Below are 19,577 nucleotides of genomic sequence, written 5' to 3'. Positions count from 1 at the left end.
TTGTCGCCGACGGTCGATGCCGGACGGGTATCACTTGGGGAGTGAACGAACGGTACGCCGCAAAGGTTCCGAAATCGGGCTGTTGCGGCGGCATCGCTTATTCAATGGATTGCAAGCTGGCTCGTCGCGCTACTGATGGATGCCGGCGCCATCGACCGACTTCAGGTCGAAGGCGGCGGCCATCAGGGCGCGGGTGTAATCCGCCTTCGGCGCCTTGAAGATGTCGACCGCCGGCCCCTGCTCGACCACCTTGCCCATGCGCATGACGATAACGTCATTGGCAAGCGCCTTCACGACGCGCAGATCGTGGCTGATGAACAGATAGGCCAGATCGTGCTTCTTCTGCAGGTCGCGCAGCAGATCGACCACCTGGGCCTGGACGCTCATGTCGAGGGCCGATGTCGGCTCGTCGAGCATGACGAAACGGGGCTTCAGCACCATGGCGCGGGCAATGGCGATGCGCTGGCGCTGGCCACCGGAAAATTCGTGCGGATAGCGCCAGCGGGTGGCCGTATCGAGGCCTACCTCTTCCAGCGCCCAGCAGACGCGGGCATCGCGCTGATCGGCCGACAATCCGCGCTCATGCACCCGCAGCCCTTCGGCAACGATGTCGCCCACCGACATGCGGGGGCTGAGAGATCCGAACGGATCCTGGAAGACGATCTGCAGGCGATCGCGCAGGGGTAGCATCTGCCGGTAGCTGAATCCCCCGATCTCCGAGCCGATAAAGCTGATGCGGCCGGTCGACGAAATCAGCCGCGCCAGCGCCAGGCCAAGCGTGGTCTTGCCGGAACCGGACTCACCGACAACCCCGAGCGTCTGGCCGGCGCGCAACGTCAGGTCGACGCCATCGACCGCCTTGACGTAGTCGACGACCTTGCGCAGGAAGCCCGCCTTGATCGGGAACCAGACTTTCACATCCTCTCCCTGCATGACCACAGGCTTGTCGAGATTCGACAGCGGCGGCTCGCCGCGCGGCTCCGAGGCCAGGAGATGGCGGGTATAGGCGTGCTGCGGATTGGAGAAGATCTCCTCGACCGGGCCACTCTCGACGATGCGGCCCTTGGTCATCACGCAGACGCGATCGGCAAATTTGCGCACGATGCCGAGATCGTGAGTGATGAACAGCATGGACATGCCGTGATCGTTCTTCAGGCTGCGCAGCAGTTCGAGGATCTGCGCCTGCACGGTGACGTCGAGTGCCGTGGTCGGCTCGTCGGCAATCAGCAGCTTCGGCCGGTTGGCAAGGGCCATGGCGATCATCACGCGCTGGCGCTGGCCGCCGGACAATTCATGGGGATAGGCCGTCAGCCGCTTTTCCGGCTCGCGAATGCCGACCTGGTTCAAGAGTTCAAGCGTCTTGGCGCGGGCCGATGGACCGCCAATCGCCTGGTGCAAAGCGAGAATCTCGCCGATCTGCTTCTCGATCGTGTGCAGCGGATTGAGCGAGGTCATCGGCTCCTGGAAGATCATGGTGATCTCGTTGCCGCGCACGGCACGCAGAGCCTTTTCCGGCAGGGTCATCAGATCCTGGCCATCGAACAGGATCTGGCCGGAAGGGTGGCTGGCCGAAGGATAGGGCAGCAGTTTCAGCACGGAGGCGGCCGAGACCGATTTGCCGGATCCGGATTCGCCGACCAGCGCCACCACCTCGCCGCGCGCGATGTCGAAGGAAATCCGGTCGACGGCAAGGGTTTCCTTGTCACCCTGATGGAAGGCGACGGAGAGATCCCGGACGGAGAGAAGCGGTTCGGTCATGCGGCCAGACTTTGCAGGAGGGAGGTCAGGGTGGGCTCGTCGGGGCGCAACACGACCAGTGCCCTCGCATCCGGCCAAGATCTTGCTACATGCGGTCCGGCAACATATTCGCCTTTGAGACCCCGGTCGTCGGTGAGGATATGAGAACATCCAGCAGCGAAAGCCGTCGAGAGGTGAATGGCGTCCGGCAGTTTCACAGCGGAATTCTCTGTCCGCAGCATCGCGGCTACCACCAACACATCTCTGACAACCTGCCGCACGTCCAGCCAAGCGCTTGATCGAATCAGAGCCCCATACTGAGCAACGGCGCCCTCATCCTTTGCTCGAAGAGGTTTGACGATCAGCTCCGATAAAGTGAGTTCGCTGGTCGCAAATACTTGAGCACTAGACATCGCAACAGCCGCAAAAATATCTGAAATCAGACCGCTCTCGCGCCCGCGATTTTCAAAGGCCATGATAAAGAGGTTGGTATCAAGATAGATCTTTCCAAATGTCTCCATCAGTCCTCCCATTCGTCCCGCAATTCTCGAATTCTGGCCACAGCCTCTTCGGAGGATACGGACGGTCGTCCTTCCGCCTTGAACCGGCGAATCGCTTCGACCACTTCCAGTGCTGTCATAGGCTTGGAACTCTCAACCGACAGGGAGCCGGCTAAGTTTAACTGCCTGTCATCGAATGCTTCCGCCTCGATCACGACGCGGACGGTGCCATCGCGGCTCAAGCCCTCCCGCAAATCGTCGGGCAGATTGGCAACCGGATAATGCTCAAAAACGATCTTGTTCATCGCAGCGGGACCTCAGAAGTTGCAGACGAGGCAAGTTTACCCCCAACCACGAGGATTGGCGAGCCGCCGCTCATCTGAACGTCTTTCTCGGGTCGAAGGCATCGCGCACCGCCTCGCCGACGAAGATCAGCAGCGACAGCATGATCGACATGGTGAAGAAGGCGGTGAGGCCGAGCCAGGGGGCCTGCAGGTTTCGCTTGCCCTGGGCGATCAGTTCACCGAGCGACGGCGAGCCGGGCGGCATGCCGAGGCCGAGGAAATCGAGCGATGTCAGGGTGGTGATCGATCCCGACAGGATGAACGGCAGGAAGGTCAGCGTCGCCACCATGGCATTGGGCAGGAGGTGGCGATACATGATCGTCCAGTTGCCAACGCCGAGGGCGCGGGCCGCATTCACATATTCGAAATTGCGGGCGCGCAGGAATTCGGCACGGACAATGCCGACGAAACTCACCCAGGAAAACAGCAGCATGATGCCGAGCAGGATGAAGAAGCCCGGCGGCAGGATCGAGGAAATGATCAGCAGCACATAGAGCACGGGCATGGACGACCAGATCTCGATGAGCCTTTGCATCAGGAGATCGGTCCAGCCTCCAAAATAGCCCTGGATGGCACCGGTCGTCACGCCGATCAGGGCCGAGACGATCGTCAGCGCCAGGCCGAACAGCACGGAAATTCGGAAGCCATAGATCATCCGCGCCATGACGTCGCGCGCCTGGTCATCGGTGCCGAGCCAGTTGAGATTGCCGAGCACGCAGCCGGGATCCTGCGTGCCGAGCGGATAGGCCGAGCAGCGCTCCTGCTTGTCCATCAGCCAGAACGGCGCGGTTGGAGCCGAATGGGGAATGTTGGAATTAACCGTGCCGTAGGAATAGCGGATCGGCGGCCAGACCACCCAGCCATTGGCCTTGATCTCCTCATCGATGAAGGAGGACCGATAGTCCGTTACCGCCAGGAAGCCGCCGAATTTTTCCTCGGGATAATCGACCAGGACGGGAAACAGGATCTCGCCCTTGTAGGAGGCGACCAGCGGCCGGTCATTGGCAATCAGCTCGGCACAGAGGCTGAGGACGAAGAGCAGCATGAAGATCCAGAAGGACCAGTAACCGCGCTTGTTGGCCTTGAAGTTTTCAAGGCGCCGGCGGTTGGTGGGCGTCAGCCAGGGTCTTTTGACCTCGACGTTTGCAGTGCGCGTGTCAACCATATCGGGCGAGGCCATGTCAGACATCCCTCCGGTCGAAGTCGATGCGCGGGTCGATCCAGGTATAGATAAGGTCGGACAGCAGACCGACGACCAGGCCCATCAGCGAGAAGATGTAGAGCGTGGCAAAGACGATCGGATAGTCGCGGTTGACGATCGAGAGATAGCCAAGCCGGCCGAGGCCATCCAGCGAGAAGATATTCTCGATCAGCAGCGAACCGGTGAAGAAGGCCGAAATGAAGGCGCCGGGAATGCCGGCAATGACGATCAGCATGGCATTGCGGAACACATGGCCGTAGAGAACCTGGCGCTCGCCCAGACCCTTGGCGCGGGCCGTCACCACATATTGCTTCTTGATCTCGTCAATGAAGGAATTCTTGGTGAGCAGCGTCGTGGTGGCAAAGGCCGACAGCAGAAGTGCCGTCAGCGGCAGGGTCAGGTGCCAGAAGTAATCCAGGATCTTCTGCCACCAGGACAGGTCGGCGAAATTGTCGGAGGTCAGCCCGCGCAAGGGGAACCAGTCGAAGAAGGATCCGCCGGCAAACAGAACGATCAACAGGATGCCGAACAGGAAGCTCGGCACCGCATAGCCCACCACGATGACGCCGGAGGTCCAGACATCGAAGGTCGAACCGTCCTGCACGGCCTTGCGGATGCCGAGCGGAATGGAAATGGCATAGGACAGCAACAGCACCCAGACGCCGAGCGAAATGGACACCGGCATCTTCTCGATGATCAGATCGATGACGGAGGTGTTGCGGAAGAAGCTCTCGCCGAAATCGAAACGGATGTAATTCCACATCATTTCGCCGAAGCGGGTCAGTGGCGGCTTGTCGAAGCCGAACTGTTTTTCCAGCTTGGCGATCAGTTCGGGATCCAGCCCCTGCGCACCGCGATAGCGCGAGTTCATCTCGTCGGCGCCGGCCTGGCTCAGCATATCGCCGCCGCCGCCCGACAGGCGCTGGTCTGCGCTGTCGCCCTGGCCGGACAATTGCGCGATGACCTGCTCGACCGGGCCGCCGGGCGCAAACTGGATGACAAGGAAGGAAATGCCCATGATGCCGACAATGGTCGGGATCATCAGCAGGAGGCGGCGCAGGATATAGGCGCCCATCAGCAATGAACTCCGCTCAATAGGCTGCGAATATTGTCCATTACCCTGCTGTCCAAGCCGTTTTCTCCCTGTTTATCTGCACGCGCGGTCCAGATGCGCTGATTCGTGAGGCCCATTGGTAGCGGCTCGATGAGGAGACGCAAGGCCCCTGCTATTTGGCCACAGATTTGGACCACCATATGTTCGGGAAGCCGATACCATAGGTCGGCAGCTCCGCCGGATGGGCGAGCCTGTTCCAGTAGGCAATCTTGGCCTCCCCGGAGTAAAACAGCGGCACGACGAAATGATTGGCCAGGAGAACGCGGTCGAGCGCCTTGACCGCTGCCACCTGCTCTTCGCGGCTGGGCGCCGTGTTGACCATGGCGATCAGCTGATCGATCGCCGGATCGGCAATGCCGGCGTAGTTGCGCGAGCCGGCGACATCCACCGACTGCGATCCCCAGTAGTTGGCCTGTTCATTGCCGGGATTCATCGTCTGGCCCCAAACCACCCAGATGACATCATAGTCGAAGCTGCGGATGCGGTTGATGTACTGGGACGAATCCACCGTGCGGACGCGAGCGTCGATGCCGATCTTCTTGAGACTCGCGACATAGGGAAGGACCGATCGCTCCAAAGACGGACTGTTTAGCAGGATCTCGAAGCTCATCGGCTGGCCGGTCTTGCCATTGACCATGCGATTGCCCTTGAGCTCCCATCCGGCGTCCTTGAACAAGGCAATGGCCTTGCGGAAATTGTCCCGGACCTTCTGGGGATCGCCGCCAACCGGATTGGTATAGGGCGTGGTGAACACGGCCGGCGGCACCTTATCCTTCAAACCTTCGAGGATCTCCAACTCGCGACCCTGAGGCAGGCCGGAGGATGCCAGTTCCGTGCCCCAGAAATAGCTGTCGACCCGCTTCAATCCGCCATAGGCCAGGTTCTTGTTCAAGTCCTCGAAGTCAAAAGCGTAGTTCAAAGCCTCGCGCACTCGGGCATCCTTGAAGATGTCGCGGCGCATGTTCGGCACCATGGCCTGCATGATGCCGGTGGCCCGGAACGGATTGGGCAGGGCCTCGCGGATCACCTGGCCATCCTTGACGGCGGAAAAGTCGTAGCGGGTGGCCCAGCGGCTGGAACTTTGCTCCTGGTAATAGTCGAGCGTGCCGGCGCGGAAGGCTTCGAACTCGACGTCGGAATCGGTGAAATAGGTGTGGGTGATCACCTTGAAATTATTCTGGCCGCGGTTGATCGGCAGATCTTTGCCCCAATAGTCATCCCGCAACTCGTAGCGGACCGTCGAACCGGCCTGGAAGGCGGCGATCTTGTACGGGCCGGAACCCATCAACGGTTCGAGGGTGGTGCGCGAGATGTCGCGCTGATTACCCTGCGCATCCTTGCCCTCCCACCAGTGCTTCGGCAGGATTGAAAAGTCACCGACGATGGATGGCAGTTCGCGATTGTTCTTTTCGTCAAAGCGGAAGGTGACCTCGCGCTCCCCGGTCTTCTCGGCGCTGGTCACGTGGCGGTAATAGCTGGCATAGAGCGTGCTATGCTCTTTCGCACTGTTGAAGCTGAAGATGACGTCTTCCGGCGACACGGGCTGGCCATCGGCCCATTTGGCTTCCGGTCGCAGCCTGAACGTGACCGATGAGAGATCTTCCGGATAGGACAGTGCTTCTGCCAGCAGACCGTATGTAACGGAGACTTCGTCTTCCGACTGCACCATCAGCGTGTCGAAGACGGCGGCGATGCCGGCCACGGGACTGCCCTTGTCGATGATCGGGTTGAAGCTGTCGAACGTGCCTTCATCGGAAAGACGCAATTCGCCACCCTTCGGCGCATCGACGTTGACGTAGGGAAGGTGCTTGAAATCCGGCGGCAGTTCCGGCTCGCCGAGCACCGCGATCGCATGGCGCCATTGCGGTTCGCTGGCCGACAGCTGAAGCGGCGCGGCGACCGAAAGCAATAGAGCGGCAACCCTAAATCCAACACGTGCCAAATTCATCCAAATCACCCTTCTTGTCTTGCTGACAGCAAGAATAGGCAAATGCAGCAAAAAAGACAGGCGCCCGCAAGGCAAAAGCAGATTGCCTGATGTCACGACATCGAGAGTAACTCTCTCGCTGCAAAAACACGGATTCACCAAAATCTCGTTTCACGATATGCTCGACAGCAAATCACCGGCATTACGTCCGGTCTGACAGGGATTGTGAATTTGCCGAGATTCGTGAAGACCATGGCCACCGCGCTTGCCGCCAGCCTTTTGCTGGGAGCAGCCGTGGAGACCAGCGCTGCAGCCGAAGCGGCCAAGCAGTTGTTCGGGGGCGTGACCCTGCCGACCAGGGCCGAGCCCGGCGCCGTCGGATTCTATTCCAAGGGCTGCCTGGCGGGCGGCGTTGCCATTCCGACCGATGGTCCAACATGGCAGGCGATGCGCCTGTCGCGCAACAGGCGCTGGGGCCATCCGCAGATGATCAGCCTGATCGAGCAATTCTCGCAGGATGCCACCAAAATTGGTTGGCCCGGCCTGCTGCTGGGGGATATTTCGCAGCCGCGCGGCGGGCCGATGCTGAACGGCCATGCGTCGCACCAGATCGGGCTTGACGCCGATATCTGGTTCACGCCGATGCCAAACCGGCAGCTATCGGTCAAGGAGCGTGAGGACCAGCCTTTCATCTCCATGCTGCAGGAGGACAAGTTCCTGACGGTCGATCCGAAGCGCTGGACGTCCAAGCATGCTGAGCTGGTGATGCTGGCCGCCAGTTATCCGCAGGTCGAGCGGGTGTTTGTCAATCCCGCCATCAAGAAGAAGCTCTGCGAAACCTGGAAGGGCGATCGCTCGGACCTCGGCAAGGTCCGGCCGATCTACGGGCATGATGCGCATTTCCATATCCGTATCAAATGCCCGAAAGGCGCCACCGACTGCAAGCCACAGGCAGCGGTGACGGCCGGCGACGGCTGCGACAAGTCGCTGGCCTGGTGGTTTACGGACGAGCCGTGGGCCAAGCCGAAGAAGGATCCGAACGCCCCGCCGCCCAAGCCGCCGCGCCAGATGCAGCTCTCCGACATGCCGAAGGCCTGTGCGGCTATTCTGAAGGCGCCCGGCCCGGCCAACGAGCAGGTGGTCACCTATGGCGGCGGTGCAGCATCCGTTTCGGCCTTGCAGCAGACCCCGCAAACACCGGCCAGCGTCGAGGCGATTATTGCCACGCAGCCGGGCGTGATGCCGGACACGATCCCTGTTCCACTCCCCAGGCCCGCCGGCAATTGAAAAGTCGCGGGAGGATAGCGCCGGTGACTTTCCAGCGTCACGGATCCTGGTGTATGAGGAGTTCAAATCGATTTAAATGCCTGGGGATCAGGAATGTCCGAGAGAAAAACCATTGCGCTGATCGCCCACGACCAGATGAAGGACGAGATGGCGGCCTTCGCCCTCCGGCATCAGGCAATTCTGTCTCAGTGGCGGATCGTCGCGACAGGCACGACGGGCGGCCGCGTGCAGGAAGCCTGTCCGTCGCTCGACGTCACGCGACTGAAGAGCGGACCGCTTGGCGGCGACCAGCAGATCGGCGCGATGATCGCCCAGGAAGAGATCGGCATCCTGATCTTCTTCGTCGACCCTTTGACATCCATGCCGCATGATGTCGATGTAAAGGCACTGATGCGCTTGGCGATCGTCTATGACACGCCGATGGCACTCAATCGGGCGACGGCCGAAATCGTGTTGCAGGCCCAATTGCAGTGAATGACAGAACCGCGACACCTCGGCTTACAACGGAAACCGCCATGTCCAAGACCCTCGAAAACGATCAGCTGACCTTTCCGATCCTGATCGGCGACATTGGTGGCACCAATGCGCGGTTCTCGATCCTCACCGATGCCTATGGCGAGCCGAAACAGTTCCCGAATGTGCACACGGCCGATTTCGAGACGATCGACGAGGCGATCCAGAAGGGCGTGCTCGACAAGACGTCGGTGCAGCCGCGCTCCGCGATCCTGGCGGTGGCCGGGCCGATCAAGAGCGACGAGATCCCGCTCACCAATTGCGCCTGGGTGGTGCGACCGAAGACGATGATCGCCGATCTCGGCTTCACAGACGTGCTGGTGGTCAACGACTTCGAAGCGCAGGCGCTGGCCGTGGCGTCGCTGTCGGCGGACAATCGCGAGCCTATCGGCCCCTTAAGCCAGACGACGATCGCGTCACGCGTCGTTCTCGGACCCGGCACCGGGCTCGGGGTTGCGGGCCTGATCCATGCCCAGCATGCCTGGTTTCCGGTGCCCGGCGAAGGGGGGCATGTCGATATCGGGCCGCGCAGCATGCGCGACTTCGAGATTTTTCCGCATCTGACACCCATTGAGGGGCGGATCTCCGCCGAACAGTTGCTGTGCGGGCGCGGCATCGTCAACATCTACCAGGCGGTCTGTACGGCTGACGGCAAAACCCCGGAATGGCACGATCCAGCCGATGTCACCGCCCATGCGCTGGCCGGCACGGATGCGGCGGCGATCGAGACGATATCCTTGTTTTCCACCTATCTCGGCCGGGTGGCTGGCGACCTCGCCTTGATTTTCATGGCGCGCGGCGGGGTTTTCCTGTCGGGCGGCATTTCCCAGAAGATCCTGCCCGCCCTCAAGGCGTCGGATTTCCGGCAGGCATTCGAGGACAAGGCGCCCCATTCGGCGCTGATGCGGACGATCCCGACCTTTGTCGTCACCCATCCGCTGGCAGCCCTTGCCGGTCTTGCCGCCTATGCCCGCACCCCGACCAACTACGGCGTCGCCACCGAGGGGCGCCGCTGGCGGGCTTAGCGCCTGGCAATGGCTCAGGCGTTTGGCTATGGCCAAACCCTGTGCAAATGGCTATAGAGCCGGCATATCGGCGCCCGAAGGCGGGCGCTTTCAGCCGCTTCATCGGGAAATCCGCTTTTGAACGCCAAAAGGACAATAGCACTGCCGGTCAGTTCAGAGAGCATCACCGCAGTCCTCAAACGCATCATCGCGGAAAATGGCCGGGATCATGTGCGGGGCTATGCTTTTGCAATCCTTTGCCTGGTCACCGTGGCACTCACCACGGCGTTCACAGCCTGGATCATGGAAGCCGTCGTCAACGAGGCCTTTGCCAATCGGCGCGCCGACATCGTCTGGCTGATCTGCGGTTCGATCTTCCTGGCCTTCGTGCTGCGCGGGCTTGCCACCTACGGCCAGGCCGTGGCGCTGTCGAAGATCGGCAACAATATCGTGGCGCGCTACCAGCGACGGCTTTTCTCCCATCTGATGTCCCTGTCGCTCGGCTATTTCAACGAGGCGCGTTCCGCGCATCTGGCGGCCCAGATCAGCCAGAACGTCAATGGCGTGCGCGACGTGCTGAACCTCACCGTGACCTCGACGGCACGGGATCTGCTGACGCTCATAGCCTTGATCGGCGTGATGCTGGCAAAGGACTGGCTGCTGACGCTGATCGTCTTCTTCGTCGCGCCGCCCGTGCTGATGGCCCTGCGCTATATTTCGAAGCGGTTGCGCAAGGCGACGACCGAATCCATCGTTCTCAACAGCCGCGTGCTCGGCGCCATGCAGGAAACCGTGCAAGGCATTGCCGTCGTTAAGGCCTTCACGATGGAAGCCGAGTTGAACCGCAAGGTCGACGGCATCATCGGAGCCGCCGAGAACCGCGCCAATCGCATCGCCCGGCTCAGCGAGCGTACCTCGCCAATCACCGAAACCTTTGCAGGCCTGGCGATTTCCAGCGTGATTGCCTATTCGGCATTCCGCAGCATCTACGGCGATGTCCTGCCCGGGGCCTTCTTCTCCTTCGTGGCGGCCCTGCTGATGGCCTACGAGCCGGCCAAGAGGCTGGCCAAGCTGCAGATGCAGATGGAACGCGCCGTGGTCAATGCGCGGATGATCTATGACATCCTCGACAGCAAGCCGAACCAACAGGACACCGACGGCGCCCGCGACCTTGTCGTCAGCGCGGCAAAGATCGAGTTCCGCAACGTCCGCTTCGCCTATAGCAGCAGTGCAGACATCCTGAAGGGCGTCAGCTTTGTGGCCGATGGCGGCAAGACGACAGCCCTCGTCGGGCCGTCGGGGGCCGGCAAATCCACGGTAATCAGCCTGATCCCGCGGTTCTACGATCCGCTCGAAGGCCAGATCCTGATCGACGGTCAAGATATCGCCGAGGTCACCAAATCGTCGCTGCGCAAGCATATCGCCTATGTTTCGCAGCAGCCCTATCTGTTTGAAGGGACGATCCGCGACAATATCCGCTATGGCCGCCCCGATGCGACCGATGAAGAGGTCGAGACCGCGGCCCGGCTGGCGCATGCCCATGATTTCATTCTGGCGCAGCCGGTCGGCTACGAGACGCCGGTCGGCGAAAACGGGCTGACGCTGTCCGGCGGCCAGCGCCAGCGGATTTCGATCGCCCGCGCCCTGGTGCGCAATGCGCCGATCCTGCTGCTCGACGAGGCAACGTCGGCGCTCGATACGGAATCCGAGGCGGCCGTGCAGAAAGCCCTGGAACAGGCCATGAGCGGACGCACCGTCGTGGTCATCGCGCATCGTCTGTCCACCGTCGTCAAAGCCGATAAGATCATCGTGATGCAGGACGGCGCCATTGGCGAGCAAGGCACGCATGAGACGCTTGCACAGCGCGTGGACGGTCTTTACGCTCGACTGAACAATTTGCAGACAACCACGCTAAAAGACTGATTTTCGGCAGGGACCGGGATTTTATGACGGATCGCATGAAGCTTGTTGTTGCCGGAGCCGGCGGTCGGATGGGCCAGGCGCTGATCCGGATCATTGCATCCACCGAAGGCGCCGTGCTGCATGGGGCGATCGTCCGACCCGGTTCGGCCGCACTCGGCAAAGACGCAGGCGAACTGGCCGGCCTGGGTCCGATCGGTGTTACGGTCACCGACGATCCGCTCGCCGCCTTCCTGCACGCCGATGGTGTCATCGACTTTACCTCACCCACAACGTCCGTGGAATTTGCCGGCCTCGCCGCCCAGGCGCGCATCGTGCATGTCATCGGCACGACAGGCTGCTCGCCGGCCGACGAAGCCCGCATCGAGGCGGCAGCGCGCCACGCGCGGATCGTCAAATCGGGCAATATGAGCCTCGGGGTCAATCTGCTCGGCGTCCTGGTCGAGCAGGCGGCGCGGGCGCTTGAAGCCTCCGGCTGGGATATCGAGGTGCTGGAAATGCACCACAGGCACAAGGTGGACGCGCCGTCCGGCACTGCCCTGCTGCTCGGCGATGCCGCCGCCCGTGGACGCGGTATCGATCTCTCCGCCCATTCGGTTCGGGTGCGCGATGGCCATACCGGCCCGCGCGAGCCGGGCTCGATCGGCTTTGCGACGCTGCGCGGTGGCTCGGTGATCGGCGAACATTCCGTGATCCTGGCCGGCGAAGGCGAAATCATCACCCTGTCGCACAGTGCGGGGGATCGCACCATCTTTGCCCGCGGCGCCGTCAAGGCGGCGCTCTGGGCCCGCTCGGCCAAGCCGGGCCTCTATTCCATGCTCGATGTTCTCGGGCTTTCTTCCCATCCTTAACCGACACCCGGAGGATTTACGATGACCGGTACCCTCGTGCTTGTTCGCCATGGCCAGAGCGAATGGAACCTCAAGAACCTGTTCACCGGCTGGCGGGATCCGGGCCTGACGGAGCTCGGCGTTCAGGAGGCCAATGCCGGCGGCAAGGCGCTTGCCGACTACGGAATCAAGTTCGACATCGCCTTTACGTCCGTCCTGTCGCGCGCCCAGCGGACCTGCGAGATCGTGCTGCAGAATGTCGGCCAGCCGACGCTTGAAACCATCCGCGACGAGGCCCTGAACGAGCGTGACTACGGCGACCTTTCCGGCCTGAACAAGGATGACGCCCGCGCCAAATGGGGCGAGGAGCAGGTGCATATCTGGCGCCGTTCCTACGACATCCCGCCACCGGGCGGCGAGAGCCTGCGCGACACCGGCGCCCGCGTCTGGCCCTATTACATGACGGAAATCCTGCCGCGCGTGCTGCGCGGCGAAAAGGTGCTGGTGGCCGCCCACGGCAATTCGCTGCGCGCCCTGGTGATGGTTCTCGACCGGCTCACCAAAGCGGAGATCCTGGAGCTCAACCTGGCGACCGGCGTACCGATGGTCTATAAGCTGAAGGCCGATTCCACCGTCGCCAGCAAGGACGTGCTGGGCGACATGTCGGCCGCCCACTAAGCATGACAGACGAGACGGCGAGCAAGCCTACTCGCCGTCGCCATCGCTGATGGTGAACTGCACCCGGTCGGCCGGAAAGCGCGTCACGGCATATTGCACCGGCGCGCCGTCCGGATCGGCATTCAGTGCCTTGGTGACCAGCACGATGGCGCCCGGAGAAAGCTCCAGCCGTTGCATATCCTCCGGCTCGGCATGGACGGCGCTGACCTCGGTGCGGACCCGCAGGTAATCCGCCAGGCCGCAGGCCGCAAAGGCCCGGGTGATCGACCCGCTTAGCCGATAGGCCTCATCGATGCCGGCGAAGCGATCGGCGGGAAACCAGCTGGTCGATACCGACACGGGACGCTGATCGGCCTTTCGAAGCGCCTCAAGGCGGATAACCTCCGCGCCTGGCGGCAGCCGAAGCTGAGCTGCGATGTCTGTGCTGGCCGTTTCCCGCTTGGACGACAGCAGCAGCCCCTCCACGTCCCGCGCCTGAGCGCCGATGCCGGTCGTGAAGCGGGTGCGCCGCGAGATCGGAAAGTTGAGCCGGTCGCGGCGCTCGATCAGCGTTCCGCGCCCCTGGATGGAGCGCACGATACCCTCCTGCCCCAGTGCCGCCAGGGCACTTCGCACGGTATGGCGATTGACGCCAAACTGCTCGGCCAACAGGGTTTCCGGCGGCACCATGCCGGTGGCATCATAATCGCCCTCGGCAATGGACATGCGGATGCGGTCAGCGATCTGCCGCCATAAAGCCACGCCGTTCTGTCTCTGAACCGCTTTCACCTGCCCCATTTCCTTCAATCGCTTCCCCTGCCATTTCCGCAGCCTGTCGCCGGCCATGTCACACGCTTGTCATGGCCGTTCGATAAATATACAGTAACTTGTATGGTTGTCTATATTATTAGACAAATTTGGATTTGGCAATGGCAACAGCACCTCACATTCCCGACGAAACGATCCCTGCCCGCAAGCGGGTGGCCGATCTGCTTGCGCAGGCGCTGCCGCAGGAACTGGCCGACGCCTGGGAAGCGCTTGAGGACAAGCCGCAAGCGCAGTTCCTGCGAGGCCCGGAAACCGGGCTGGTCATGATCCGCGGCAGGATTGGCGGTGGCGGCGCGCCGTTCAATCTGGGCGAGGCGACCGTCTGCCGGGCCACGGTTCGCCTTGCAAGCGGTGCCATCGGACATGCCCATGCACTCGGGACCCATAAGGAAAAGGCAAGGCTGTCGGCAATCTTCGACGCGCTGTGGCAGGACGAGGCGACACAGCGCTTCGTCGAGACCCAGCTGCTCGTGCAAATCGCGCAGCGTATTGCCGCCGCTGACCACCAGTCGGCAGACGAGACGGCGGCGACGCGGGTGGATTTCTTCACAATGGTGCGGGGAGAGAACTGATGGACCCGAAGACCGACGCCCTGACCGGCGGCTTTGCCGAACCGGTTTTCCACGCCCAGAGCGTGTTCAGGATGCTGATGGATGGCATGGCGAGACCGGGCACGGTCAACGCCATCCTTCCGGAGGTCGAGCCGCCGGCGCCGCTCGGAATGGCGGCGGGCGCCCTGGCACTGACGCTCTGCGACCATGACACGCCGGTCTGGATGACCCAGGGCCTGGCCAAATCGGCCCTCGGCGATTGGCTGCGCTTTCACACCGGCGCACCGCTGACGCGGGAAAAAGCCGAGGCGCGGTTTGCCTTTGCCGAGTCCAATGCGCCGCTTTCGTCCTTTGGCCTGTTTGCCACCGGCACCCAGGAATACCCGGATCGCTCCACGACCCTGATCCTGGAGGTCGCCGCTCTCGACAAGGGGCGGGCGCTGACGCTGACCGGTCCCGGCATCAAGGATCGTGCGACCATCGCGCCGCTCGGGCTTCCCGAGACATTCCTGCGGCAATGGACGGAAAACCGCAGTCTTTTTCCACGCGGCATCGACTTGGTGCTGACCTCGGGCCGGCAGATGCTCTGCCTGCCCAGAACATGCCAGATCATGGCCAGGGAGATTTGAAGAGATGTATGTTGCCGTGAAAGGCGGCGAGGCGGCGATCGACAACGCCCATCGCCTGCTCGCCGATCGACGCCGTGGTGACCGGTCCCTGCCCTCCATCACCATCGAACAGGTCGTGCAGCAGTTGGGGCTGGCCGTCGACCGGGTGATGGCCGAGGCCTCGCTCTATGACCGGGCGCTGGCGGCGCTCGCCGTGCGCCAATCGCGTGGCGACATGATCGAGGCGATCTTCCTGCTGCGCGCCTACCGTACCACCTTGCCGCGCTTTGGCGCTTCCCAGCCGATCGATACCGCGGACATGCGGATCGAGCGGCGCATATCGGCCACCTACAAGGATCTGCCCGGCGGCCAGTTGCTCGGCCCGACCTTCGACTATACCCACCGGCTGCTCGACCCGTCTCTTCTCGAAGAGACCCCCGTCGAGGAACCGGCCCGCAAGGCGAGCAGCGGCGAGCGGGCCATGCGCGTCTCGGAGATCCTGAAAGAAGAAGGCCTGATCGAGGCCGATGGCGAGATGCCGGAGGATCACGTGGCAGGCGACATCACCCGCGAACCGATCGATTATCCGATGACCCGCGACCTCAGGCTGCAGGCCCTTGCCCGCGGCGATGAGGGCTTTCTGCTGGCGCTCGGCTATTCCACGCAACGCGGCTATGGACGAACCCATCCGTTTGCCGGCGAAATCCGGATTGGCGAAGTCGAGGTCGAGTTGGAGGTGGCGGAATTGGGCTTTGCGGTATCGCTGGGCCGGGTGCGGGTGACCGAATGCCAGATGGTCAACCAGTTCAAGGGATCGGCGAAGGCGCCACCGCAGTTTACCCGCGGTTATGGTCTGGTGTTCGGACAGAGCGAGCGCAAGGCCATGGCCATGGCACTGGTCGACCGGGCGCTACGCGCCAGCGAATTCGGTGAGGACGTGGTGGCGCCTGCCCAGGACGAGGAATTCGTGATTTCCCATTGTGATAATGTGCAGGCGACAGGTTTCGTCGAGCACCTGAAACTGCCGCATTACGTCGATTTCCAAGCCGAACTCGATCTGGTGCGGCGCATGCGCGCCGATCATGACAAGGCGCGTGAGAAAGGCTTCGACCTCAACGAGGCGGCCGAATGAACAGCCTTCACTCAGTCGCGTGGCTGCTCGGCATACCAGTAGGCCGACAGCATGGTCATGGTGACCAGGACCGAAACGAAGACAATCAAGACTGTACCGATATCCATATCCGAAATCTCCTATTGAGACGGGATAACGCCTGATGAACGCAGAAGTTTCACCCAAGGCAGATCTGGCCACCTATAACTTTGCCTATCTCGACGAGCAGACCAAGCGGATGATCCGCCGCGCCATCCTCAAGGCCATTGCCATTCCCGGTTACCAGGTGCCGTTCGCATCGCGCGAAATGCCGATGCCCTACGGCTGGGGCACCGGCGGCGTGCAGGTGACGGCGGCCATTCTCGGACCGCAGGACGTGCTGAAGGTGATCGACCAGGGGGCCGACGACACCACCAATGCCGTCTCCATCCGCGCCTTCTTCCAGAAGGTCGCCCATGTGGCGGTGACGACCCATACGAAGGACGCCACCGTTATCCAGACCCGTCACCGCATTCCGGAGGAAAAGCTGCAGGAGGGTCAGGTGCTGGTTTACCAGGTGCCGATCCCCGAACCACTGCGCTTTCTCGAGCCGCGCGAAACCGAGACACGCAAGATGCATGCGCTGGAAGAATACGGCCTGATGCATGTGAAGCTCTACGAGGACATCGCCCGCAACGGCCGCATTGCCACGACCTATGCCTATCCGGTCAAGGTCGCCGGCCGCTATGTCATGGACCCTTCGCCGACCCCGAAATTCGACAATCCGAAAATGCACATGTCGGAGGCGCTGCAGCTGTTTGGCGCCGGACGCGAAAAGCGCATCTATGCCGTGCCGCCTTACACCGAGGTGGTCAGCCTTGACTTCGAGGACCATCCCTTCGAGATCCAGCATTTCGACAAGCCCTGCGCGCTGTGCGGCGCGGAGAACGTCTATCTCGACGAAGTGGTGCTCGACGACAAGGGCGGCCGCATGTTCGTCTGTTCGGACACCGACCATTGCGAAGACCGCCGCGAGCACGGCCATGTCGGAGAGATGCTGGCCCCGAGCAAGGAGGCGGCGGAATGACTGCGGCGCAGAAGTACCCCCCTCTGCCCTGCCGGGCATCTCCCCCTCAAGGGGGGAGATCGACTCGTGGCACCCGCTCGACGCTCACCAAGGTCGAGCCGGTGTCCTCCGACCTGTCAGTCTTGGACCGTGTCGTCCTGGCCCTCAGGCGCGCCCAGCCGATCTCCCCCCTTGAGGGGGAGATGGTCGGCAGACCAGAGGGGGGTATGGCGCGGCGAAACCTTATCTGGAGCATCGCACAATGACCGACCACCCGCTTCTCAAAGTTCGCGATGTCTCGAAATTCTATGGCAGCCGGATCGGCTGTACCAATGTGTCCTTCGATCTCTGGCCCGGCGAAGTGCTGGCCATTGTCGGCGAAAGCGGATCGGGAAAGACGACACTGCTCAACTGCCTGTCGACCCGGCTGATGCCGACGACCGGCAGCGTCGAATATCACATGCGCGACGGCGGCTACCGCGATCTCTATCACATGAGCGAGGCTGAGCGGCGCTTCCTGATGCGCACCGACTGGGGCTTCGTGCACCAGAATCCGGCGGATGGCCTGCGCATGACGGTGTCGGCCGGGGCCAATGTCGGCGAGCGGCTTATGGCGGTCGGCGACCGGCATTATGGCAAGATCCGGGCCGCCGCCAGCGACTGGCTGGAACGGGTGGAAATCAGCACGGACCGCATCGACGACCAGCCGCGCGCCTTTTCCGGCGGCATGCGGCAGCGCCTGCAGATCGCCCGCAATCTGGTGACTGGTCCGCGGCTGGTGTTCATGGACGAACCGACGGGTGGCCTCGACGTCTCCGTGCAGGCCCGCCTGCTCGATCTGGTGCGCGGTCTCGTCAACGATCTGGGTCTCGCAGCCATCGTCGTCACCCACGACCTGGCGGTGGCGCGGCTTCTCTCCCATCGCATGATGGTGATGAAGGATGGGCTAGTGATCGAACACGGCCTGACCGACCGGGTGCTGGACGATCCGCAGCAACCCTATACGCAATTGCTTGTCTCCTCGATCCTGCAGGTTTGAGCCCGCAGGTCCGGCACCAGGAAGGTACCCGATGGCCACGCCCCTCGTCGTTTCCGAAGTTTTCAAGAGCTTCACCATGCATCTGCGCGACGGCCTCAAGCTGCCGGTTGTCGCCAATGTCTCGTTCTCGGTGGCCGGCGGCCAGTGCGTCGTCCTCGGCGGGCCGTCCGGCATCGGCAAGAGCTCGATCCTGAAGATGCTCTACGGCAATTACGCCGTCGACAGCGGCCAGATCCTGGTCGATCACAAGGGCCGTATCATCGATATCGCCAGTGCCGACCCGCGCAGCGTGCTGGAAGTCCGGCGCGATACGATCGGCTATGTGAGCCAGTTCCTGCGCACAGTGCCGCGGGTCGCGGCGATCGACGTGGTGGCAGAACCGTTGGTCGCCCGCGGCACGCCCGCTGATACGGCACGGGCTGCCGCCGCAGACCTGCTGGCCCTCTTGAACCTGCCGAAGGAACTCTGGCAATTGCCGCCGGCGACCTTTTCGGGTGGCGAGCAGCAGCGCGTCAACATTGCCCGCGGCTTCATCACCGACCACCGCATCCTTCTTCTGGATGAGCCGACCGCCTCGCTCGATGCCGTCAATCGCGCCGTGGTGGTCGATCTGATCCGCGCCAAGAAAAAGGCCGGCGTGGCGCTGCTCGGCATTTTCCACGATGCCGAGGTGCGCGAGGCCGTGGCCGACGACATTCTCGACGTGTCACGCTTTTCGCCGCGAAAGATCGCCGCATGAGCCAGAAACTGCGACCCGAGCCGACCATTCACCCGACCGCCACCGTCAACGCATCGACGCTGGGGCGCTATACCGAAGTGGCGGAACGCTGCCGCATCGACGAGGTGGAGTTCGGCGATTATTCCTATATCGAGCGCGACGGCTCGATCTGGTGTGCGACGATCGGCAAGTTTGCCAACATTGCTGCCAGCGTCCGCATCAACGCCACCAACCATCCGATGTGGCGTGCCACCCTGCATCATTTCACGTACCGCGCTCCCAACTATTGGGACGATGCCGATCTCGATGAGGATTTCTTCGCCTGGCGGCGGCAGAACCGCATCCGTATCGGCCACGACGTGTGGATCGGCCATGGCGCCACCGTGCTGCCCGGCGTGACCGTCGGCAATGGCGCGGTGATCGGTGCCGGCGCCGTCGTTTCCAAGGATGTGGCGCCCTATACGATCATCGGCGGCGTTCCGGCCAAGCTCATTCGCGAGCGTTTTGCGCCCACTCTTGGCCAGCGGATGGATGCGCTTGCCTGGTGGGACTGGGACCATGACCGGCTGCATGCGGCGCTTGCCGATTTCCGGCATCTGCCGGCCGAGGATTTCGTCGCGAAATATAGCTGATTGTCGTTTTT

20 protein-coding genes are annotated in these 19,577 nt (G+C 62.3%); 13 read left to right on the top strand and 7 right to left on the bottom strand.

The features are described 5' to 3' along the window. Positions 1-129 precede the first annotated feature (129 nt). The 6 genes from HGO38_RS09065 to HGO38_RS09040 all read right to left on the bottom strand — a co-directional run bounded on the left by HGO38_RS09065 (position 130) and on the right by HGO38_RS09040 (position 6,844). Positions 130-1,758, bottom strand: a complete 1,629-nt coding sequence (locus HGO38_RS09065) for an ABC transporter ATP-binding protein (RefSeq protein ID WP_250955560.1) — start codon at positions 1,756-1,758, stop codon at positions 130-132. Continuing rightward, the gene (locus tag HGO38_RS09060; protein ID WP_250955559.1) at positions 1,755-2,258 is read right to left on the bottom strand and encodes a type II toxin-antitoxin system VapC family toxin; all 504 of its coding nucleotides are present in this window, start codon (positions 2,256-2,258) and stop codon (positions 1,755-1,757) included. Before HGO38_RS09060 ends, HGO38_RS09065 begins: the two co-directional genes overlap by 4 nt. After that, positions 2,258-2,542 (bottom strand): hypothetical protein, encoded by a 285-nt coding sequence (locus HGO38_RS09055; protein WP_250955558.1) that lies wholly within the window; start codon positions 2,540-2,542, stop codon positions 2,258-2,260. The genes HGO38_RS09060 and HGO38_RS09055 overlap by 1 nt, the downstream gene beginning before the upstream one ends. A gap of 70 nt (positions 2,543-2,612) precedes the next feature. Continuing rightward, positions 2,613-3,746 (bottom strand): ABC transporter permease, encoded by a 1,134-nt coding sequence (locus HGO38_RS09050; protein ID WP_250955685.1) that lies wholly within the window; start codon positions 3,744-3,746, stop codon positions 2,613-2,615. Positions 3,747-3,762: 16 nt separating this feature from the next. Next, positions 3,763-4,857 carry a microcin C ABC transporter permease YejB gene (locus HGO38_RS09045; protein ID WP_250955557.1) on the bottom strand — a complete coding sequence of 365 codons (1,095 nt, stop codon included), beginning with the start codon at positions 4,855-4,857 and terminating at the stop codon, positions 3,763-3,765. A 151-nt stretch (positions 4,858-5,008) separates the two neighbouring features. Continuing rightward, entirely contained in the window at positions 5,009-6,844 is a 1,836-nt protein-coding gene (locus HGO38_RS09040) for an extracellular solute-binding protein (RefSeq protein WP_250955556.1), read from the bottom strand. A 231-nt stretch (positions 6,845-7,075) separates the two neighbouring features. Between HGO38_RS09040 and mepA the strand changes: the two genes are divergently transcribed. From mepA to HGO38_RS09010, 6 genes are all read left to right on the top strand, one after another. Continuing rightward, a complete protein-coding gene (gene mepA / locus HGO38_RS09035; RefSeq protein WP_250955684.1) occupies positions 7,076-8,110 on the top strand; it encodes a penicillin-insensitive murein endopeptidase in 1,035 nt (344 codons plus the stop codon). 93 nt (positions 8,111-8,203) lie between these two features. Next, positions 8,204-8,584, top strand: coding sequence for a methylglyoxal synthase (locus HGO38_RS09030; RefSeq protein WP_250955555.1), 381 nt, complete (start codon positions 8,204-8,206; stop codon positions 8,582-8,584). A gap of 41 nt (positions 8,585-8,625) precedes the next feature. Then, positions 8,626-9,648, top strand: coding sequence for a glucokinase (locus HGO38_RS09025; RefSeq protein WP_250955554.1), 1,023 nt, complete (start codon positions 8,626-8,628; stop codon positions 9,646-9,648). A gap of 117 nt (positions 9,649-9,765) precedes the next feature. Next, positions 9,766-11,550, top strand: a complete 1,785-nt coding sequence (locus HGO38_RS09020) for an ABC transporter ATP-binding protein (protein ID WP_250955553.1) — start codon at positions 9,766-9,768, stop codon at positions 11,548-11,550. A 35-nt stretch (positions 11,551-11,585) separates the two neighbouring features. Continuing rightward, complete coding sequence (gene dapB / locus HGO38_RS09015) at positions 11,586-12,398, top strand: 4-hydroxy-tetrahydrodipicolinate reductase (protein WP_502941523.1); 813 nt, start codon at positions 11,586-11,588, stop codon at positions 12,396-12,398. Positions 12,399-12,419: 21 nt separating this feature from the next. Continuing rightward, positions 12,420-13,055, top strand: a complete 636-nt coding sequence (locus tag HGO38_RS09010) for a 2,3-bisphosphoglycerate-dependent phosphoglycerate mutase (protein ID WP_250955551.1) — start codon at positions 12,420-12,422, stop codon at positions 13,053-13,055. 27 nt (positions 13,056-13,082) lie between these two features. Here HGO38_RS09010 and phnF read toward each other — a convergent pair whose 3' ends face one another. Then, positions 13,083-13,832, bottom strand: coding sequence for a phosphonate metabolism transcriptional regulator PhnF (gene phnF, locus HGO38_RS09005; RefSeq protein WP_250955683.1), 750 nt, complete (start codon positions 13,830-13,832; stop codon positions 13,083-13,085). A gap of 131 nt (positions 13,833-13,963) precedes the next feature. Here phnF and phnG point away from each other — a divergent pair, with 131 nt between their 5' ends. From phnG to HGO38_RS08970, 7 genes are all read left to right on the top strand, one after another. Beyond that, positions 13,964-14,434, top strand: a complete 471-nt coding sequence (gene phnG, locus HGO38_RS09000) for a phosphonate C-P lyase system protein PhnG (RefSeq protein ID WP_250955550.1) — start codon at positions 13,964-13,966, stop codon at positions 14,432-14,434. Further along, on the top strand, positions 14,434-15,042 hold the full coding sequence (phnH, locus tag HGO38_RS08995; protein ID WP_250955549.1) for a phosphonate C-P lyase system protein PhnH: 609 nt from the start codon (positions 14,434-14,436) through the stop codon (positions 15,040-15,042). Before phnG ends, phnH begins: the two co-directional genes overlap by 1 nt. A 4-nt stretch (positions 15,043-15,046) precedes the next feature. Next, positions 15,047-16,153 carry a carbon-phosphorus lyase complex subunit gene (locus HGO38_RS08990; protein WP_250955548.1) on the top strand — a complete coding sequence of 369 codons (1,107 nt, stop codon included), beginning with the start codon at positions 15,047-15,049 and terminating at the stop codon, positions 16,151-16,153. 142 nt (positions 16,154-16,295) lie between these two features. Beyond that, complete coding sequence (locus tag HGO38_RS08985; protein WP_250955547.1) at positions 16,296-17,198, top strand: alpha-D-ribose 1-methylphosphonate 5-phosphate C-P-lyase PhnJ; 903 nt, start codon at positions 16,296-16,298, stop codon at positions 17,196-17,198. A 241-nt stretch (positions 17,199-17,439) separates the two neighbouring features. After that, a complete protein-coding gene (gene phnK / locus HGO38_RS08980; protein WP_250955546.1) occupies positions 17,440-18,216 on the top strand; it encodes a phosphonate C-P lyase system protein PhnK in 777 nt (258 codons plus the stop codon). A 31-nt stretch (positions 18,217-18,247) separates the two neighbouring features. Further along, positions 18,248-18,955, top strand: coding sequence for a phosphonate C-P lyase system protein PhnL (gene phnL, locus HGO38_RS08975; protein ID WP_250955545.1), 708 nt, complete (start codon positions 18,248-18,250; stop codon positions 18,953-18,955). Further along, positions 18,952-19,566, top strand: a complete 615-nt coding sequence (locus HGO38_RS08970; protein ID WP_250955544.1) for a DapH/DapD/GlmU-related protein — start codon at positions 18,952-18,954, stop codon at positions 19,564-19,566. The genes phnL and HGO38_RS08970 overlap by 4 nt, the downstream gene beginning before the upstream one ends. Positions 19,567-19,577: the final 11 nt, after the last annotated feature.

This window comes from Rhizobium sp. CG5 (assembly GCF_023701945.1).
In the GTDB taxonomy this organism is placed as follows: domain Bacteria; phylum Pseudomonadota; class Alphaproteobacteria; order Rhizobiales; family Rhizobiaceae; genus Allorhizobium.
Note: the sequence above shows the minus strand (reverse complement) of the source record. Positions and strands in the feature narration are given on the sequence as shown.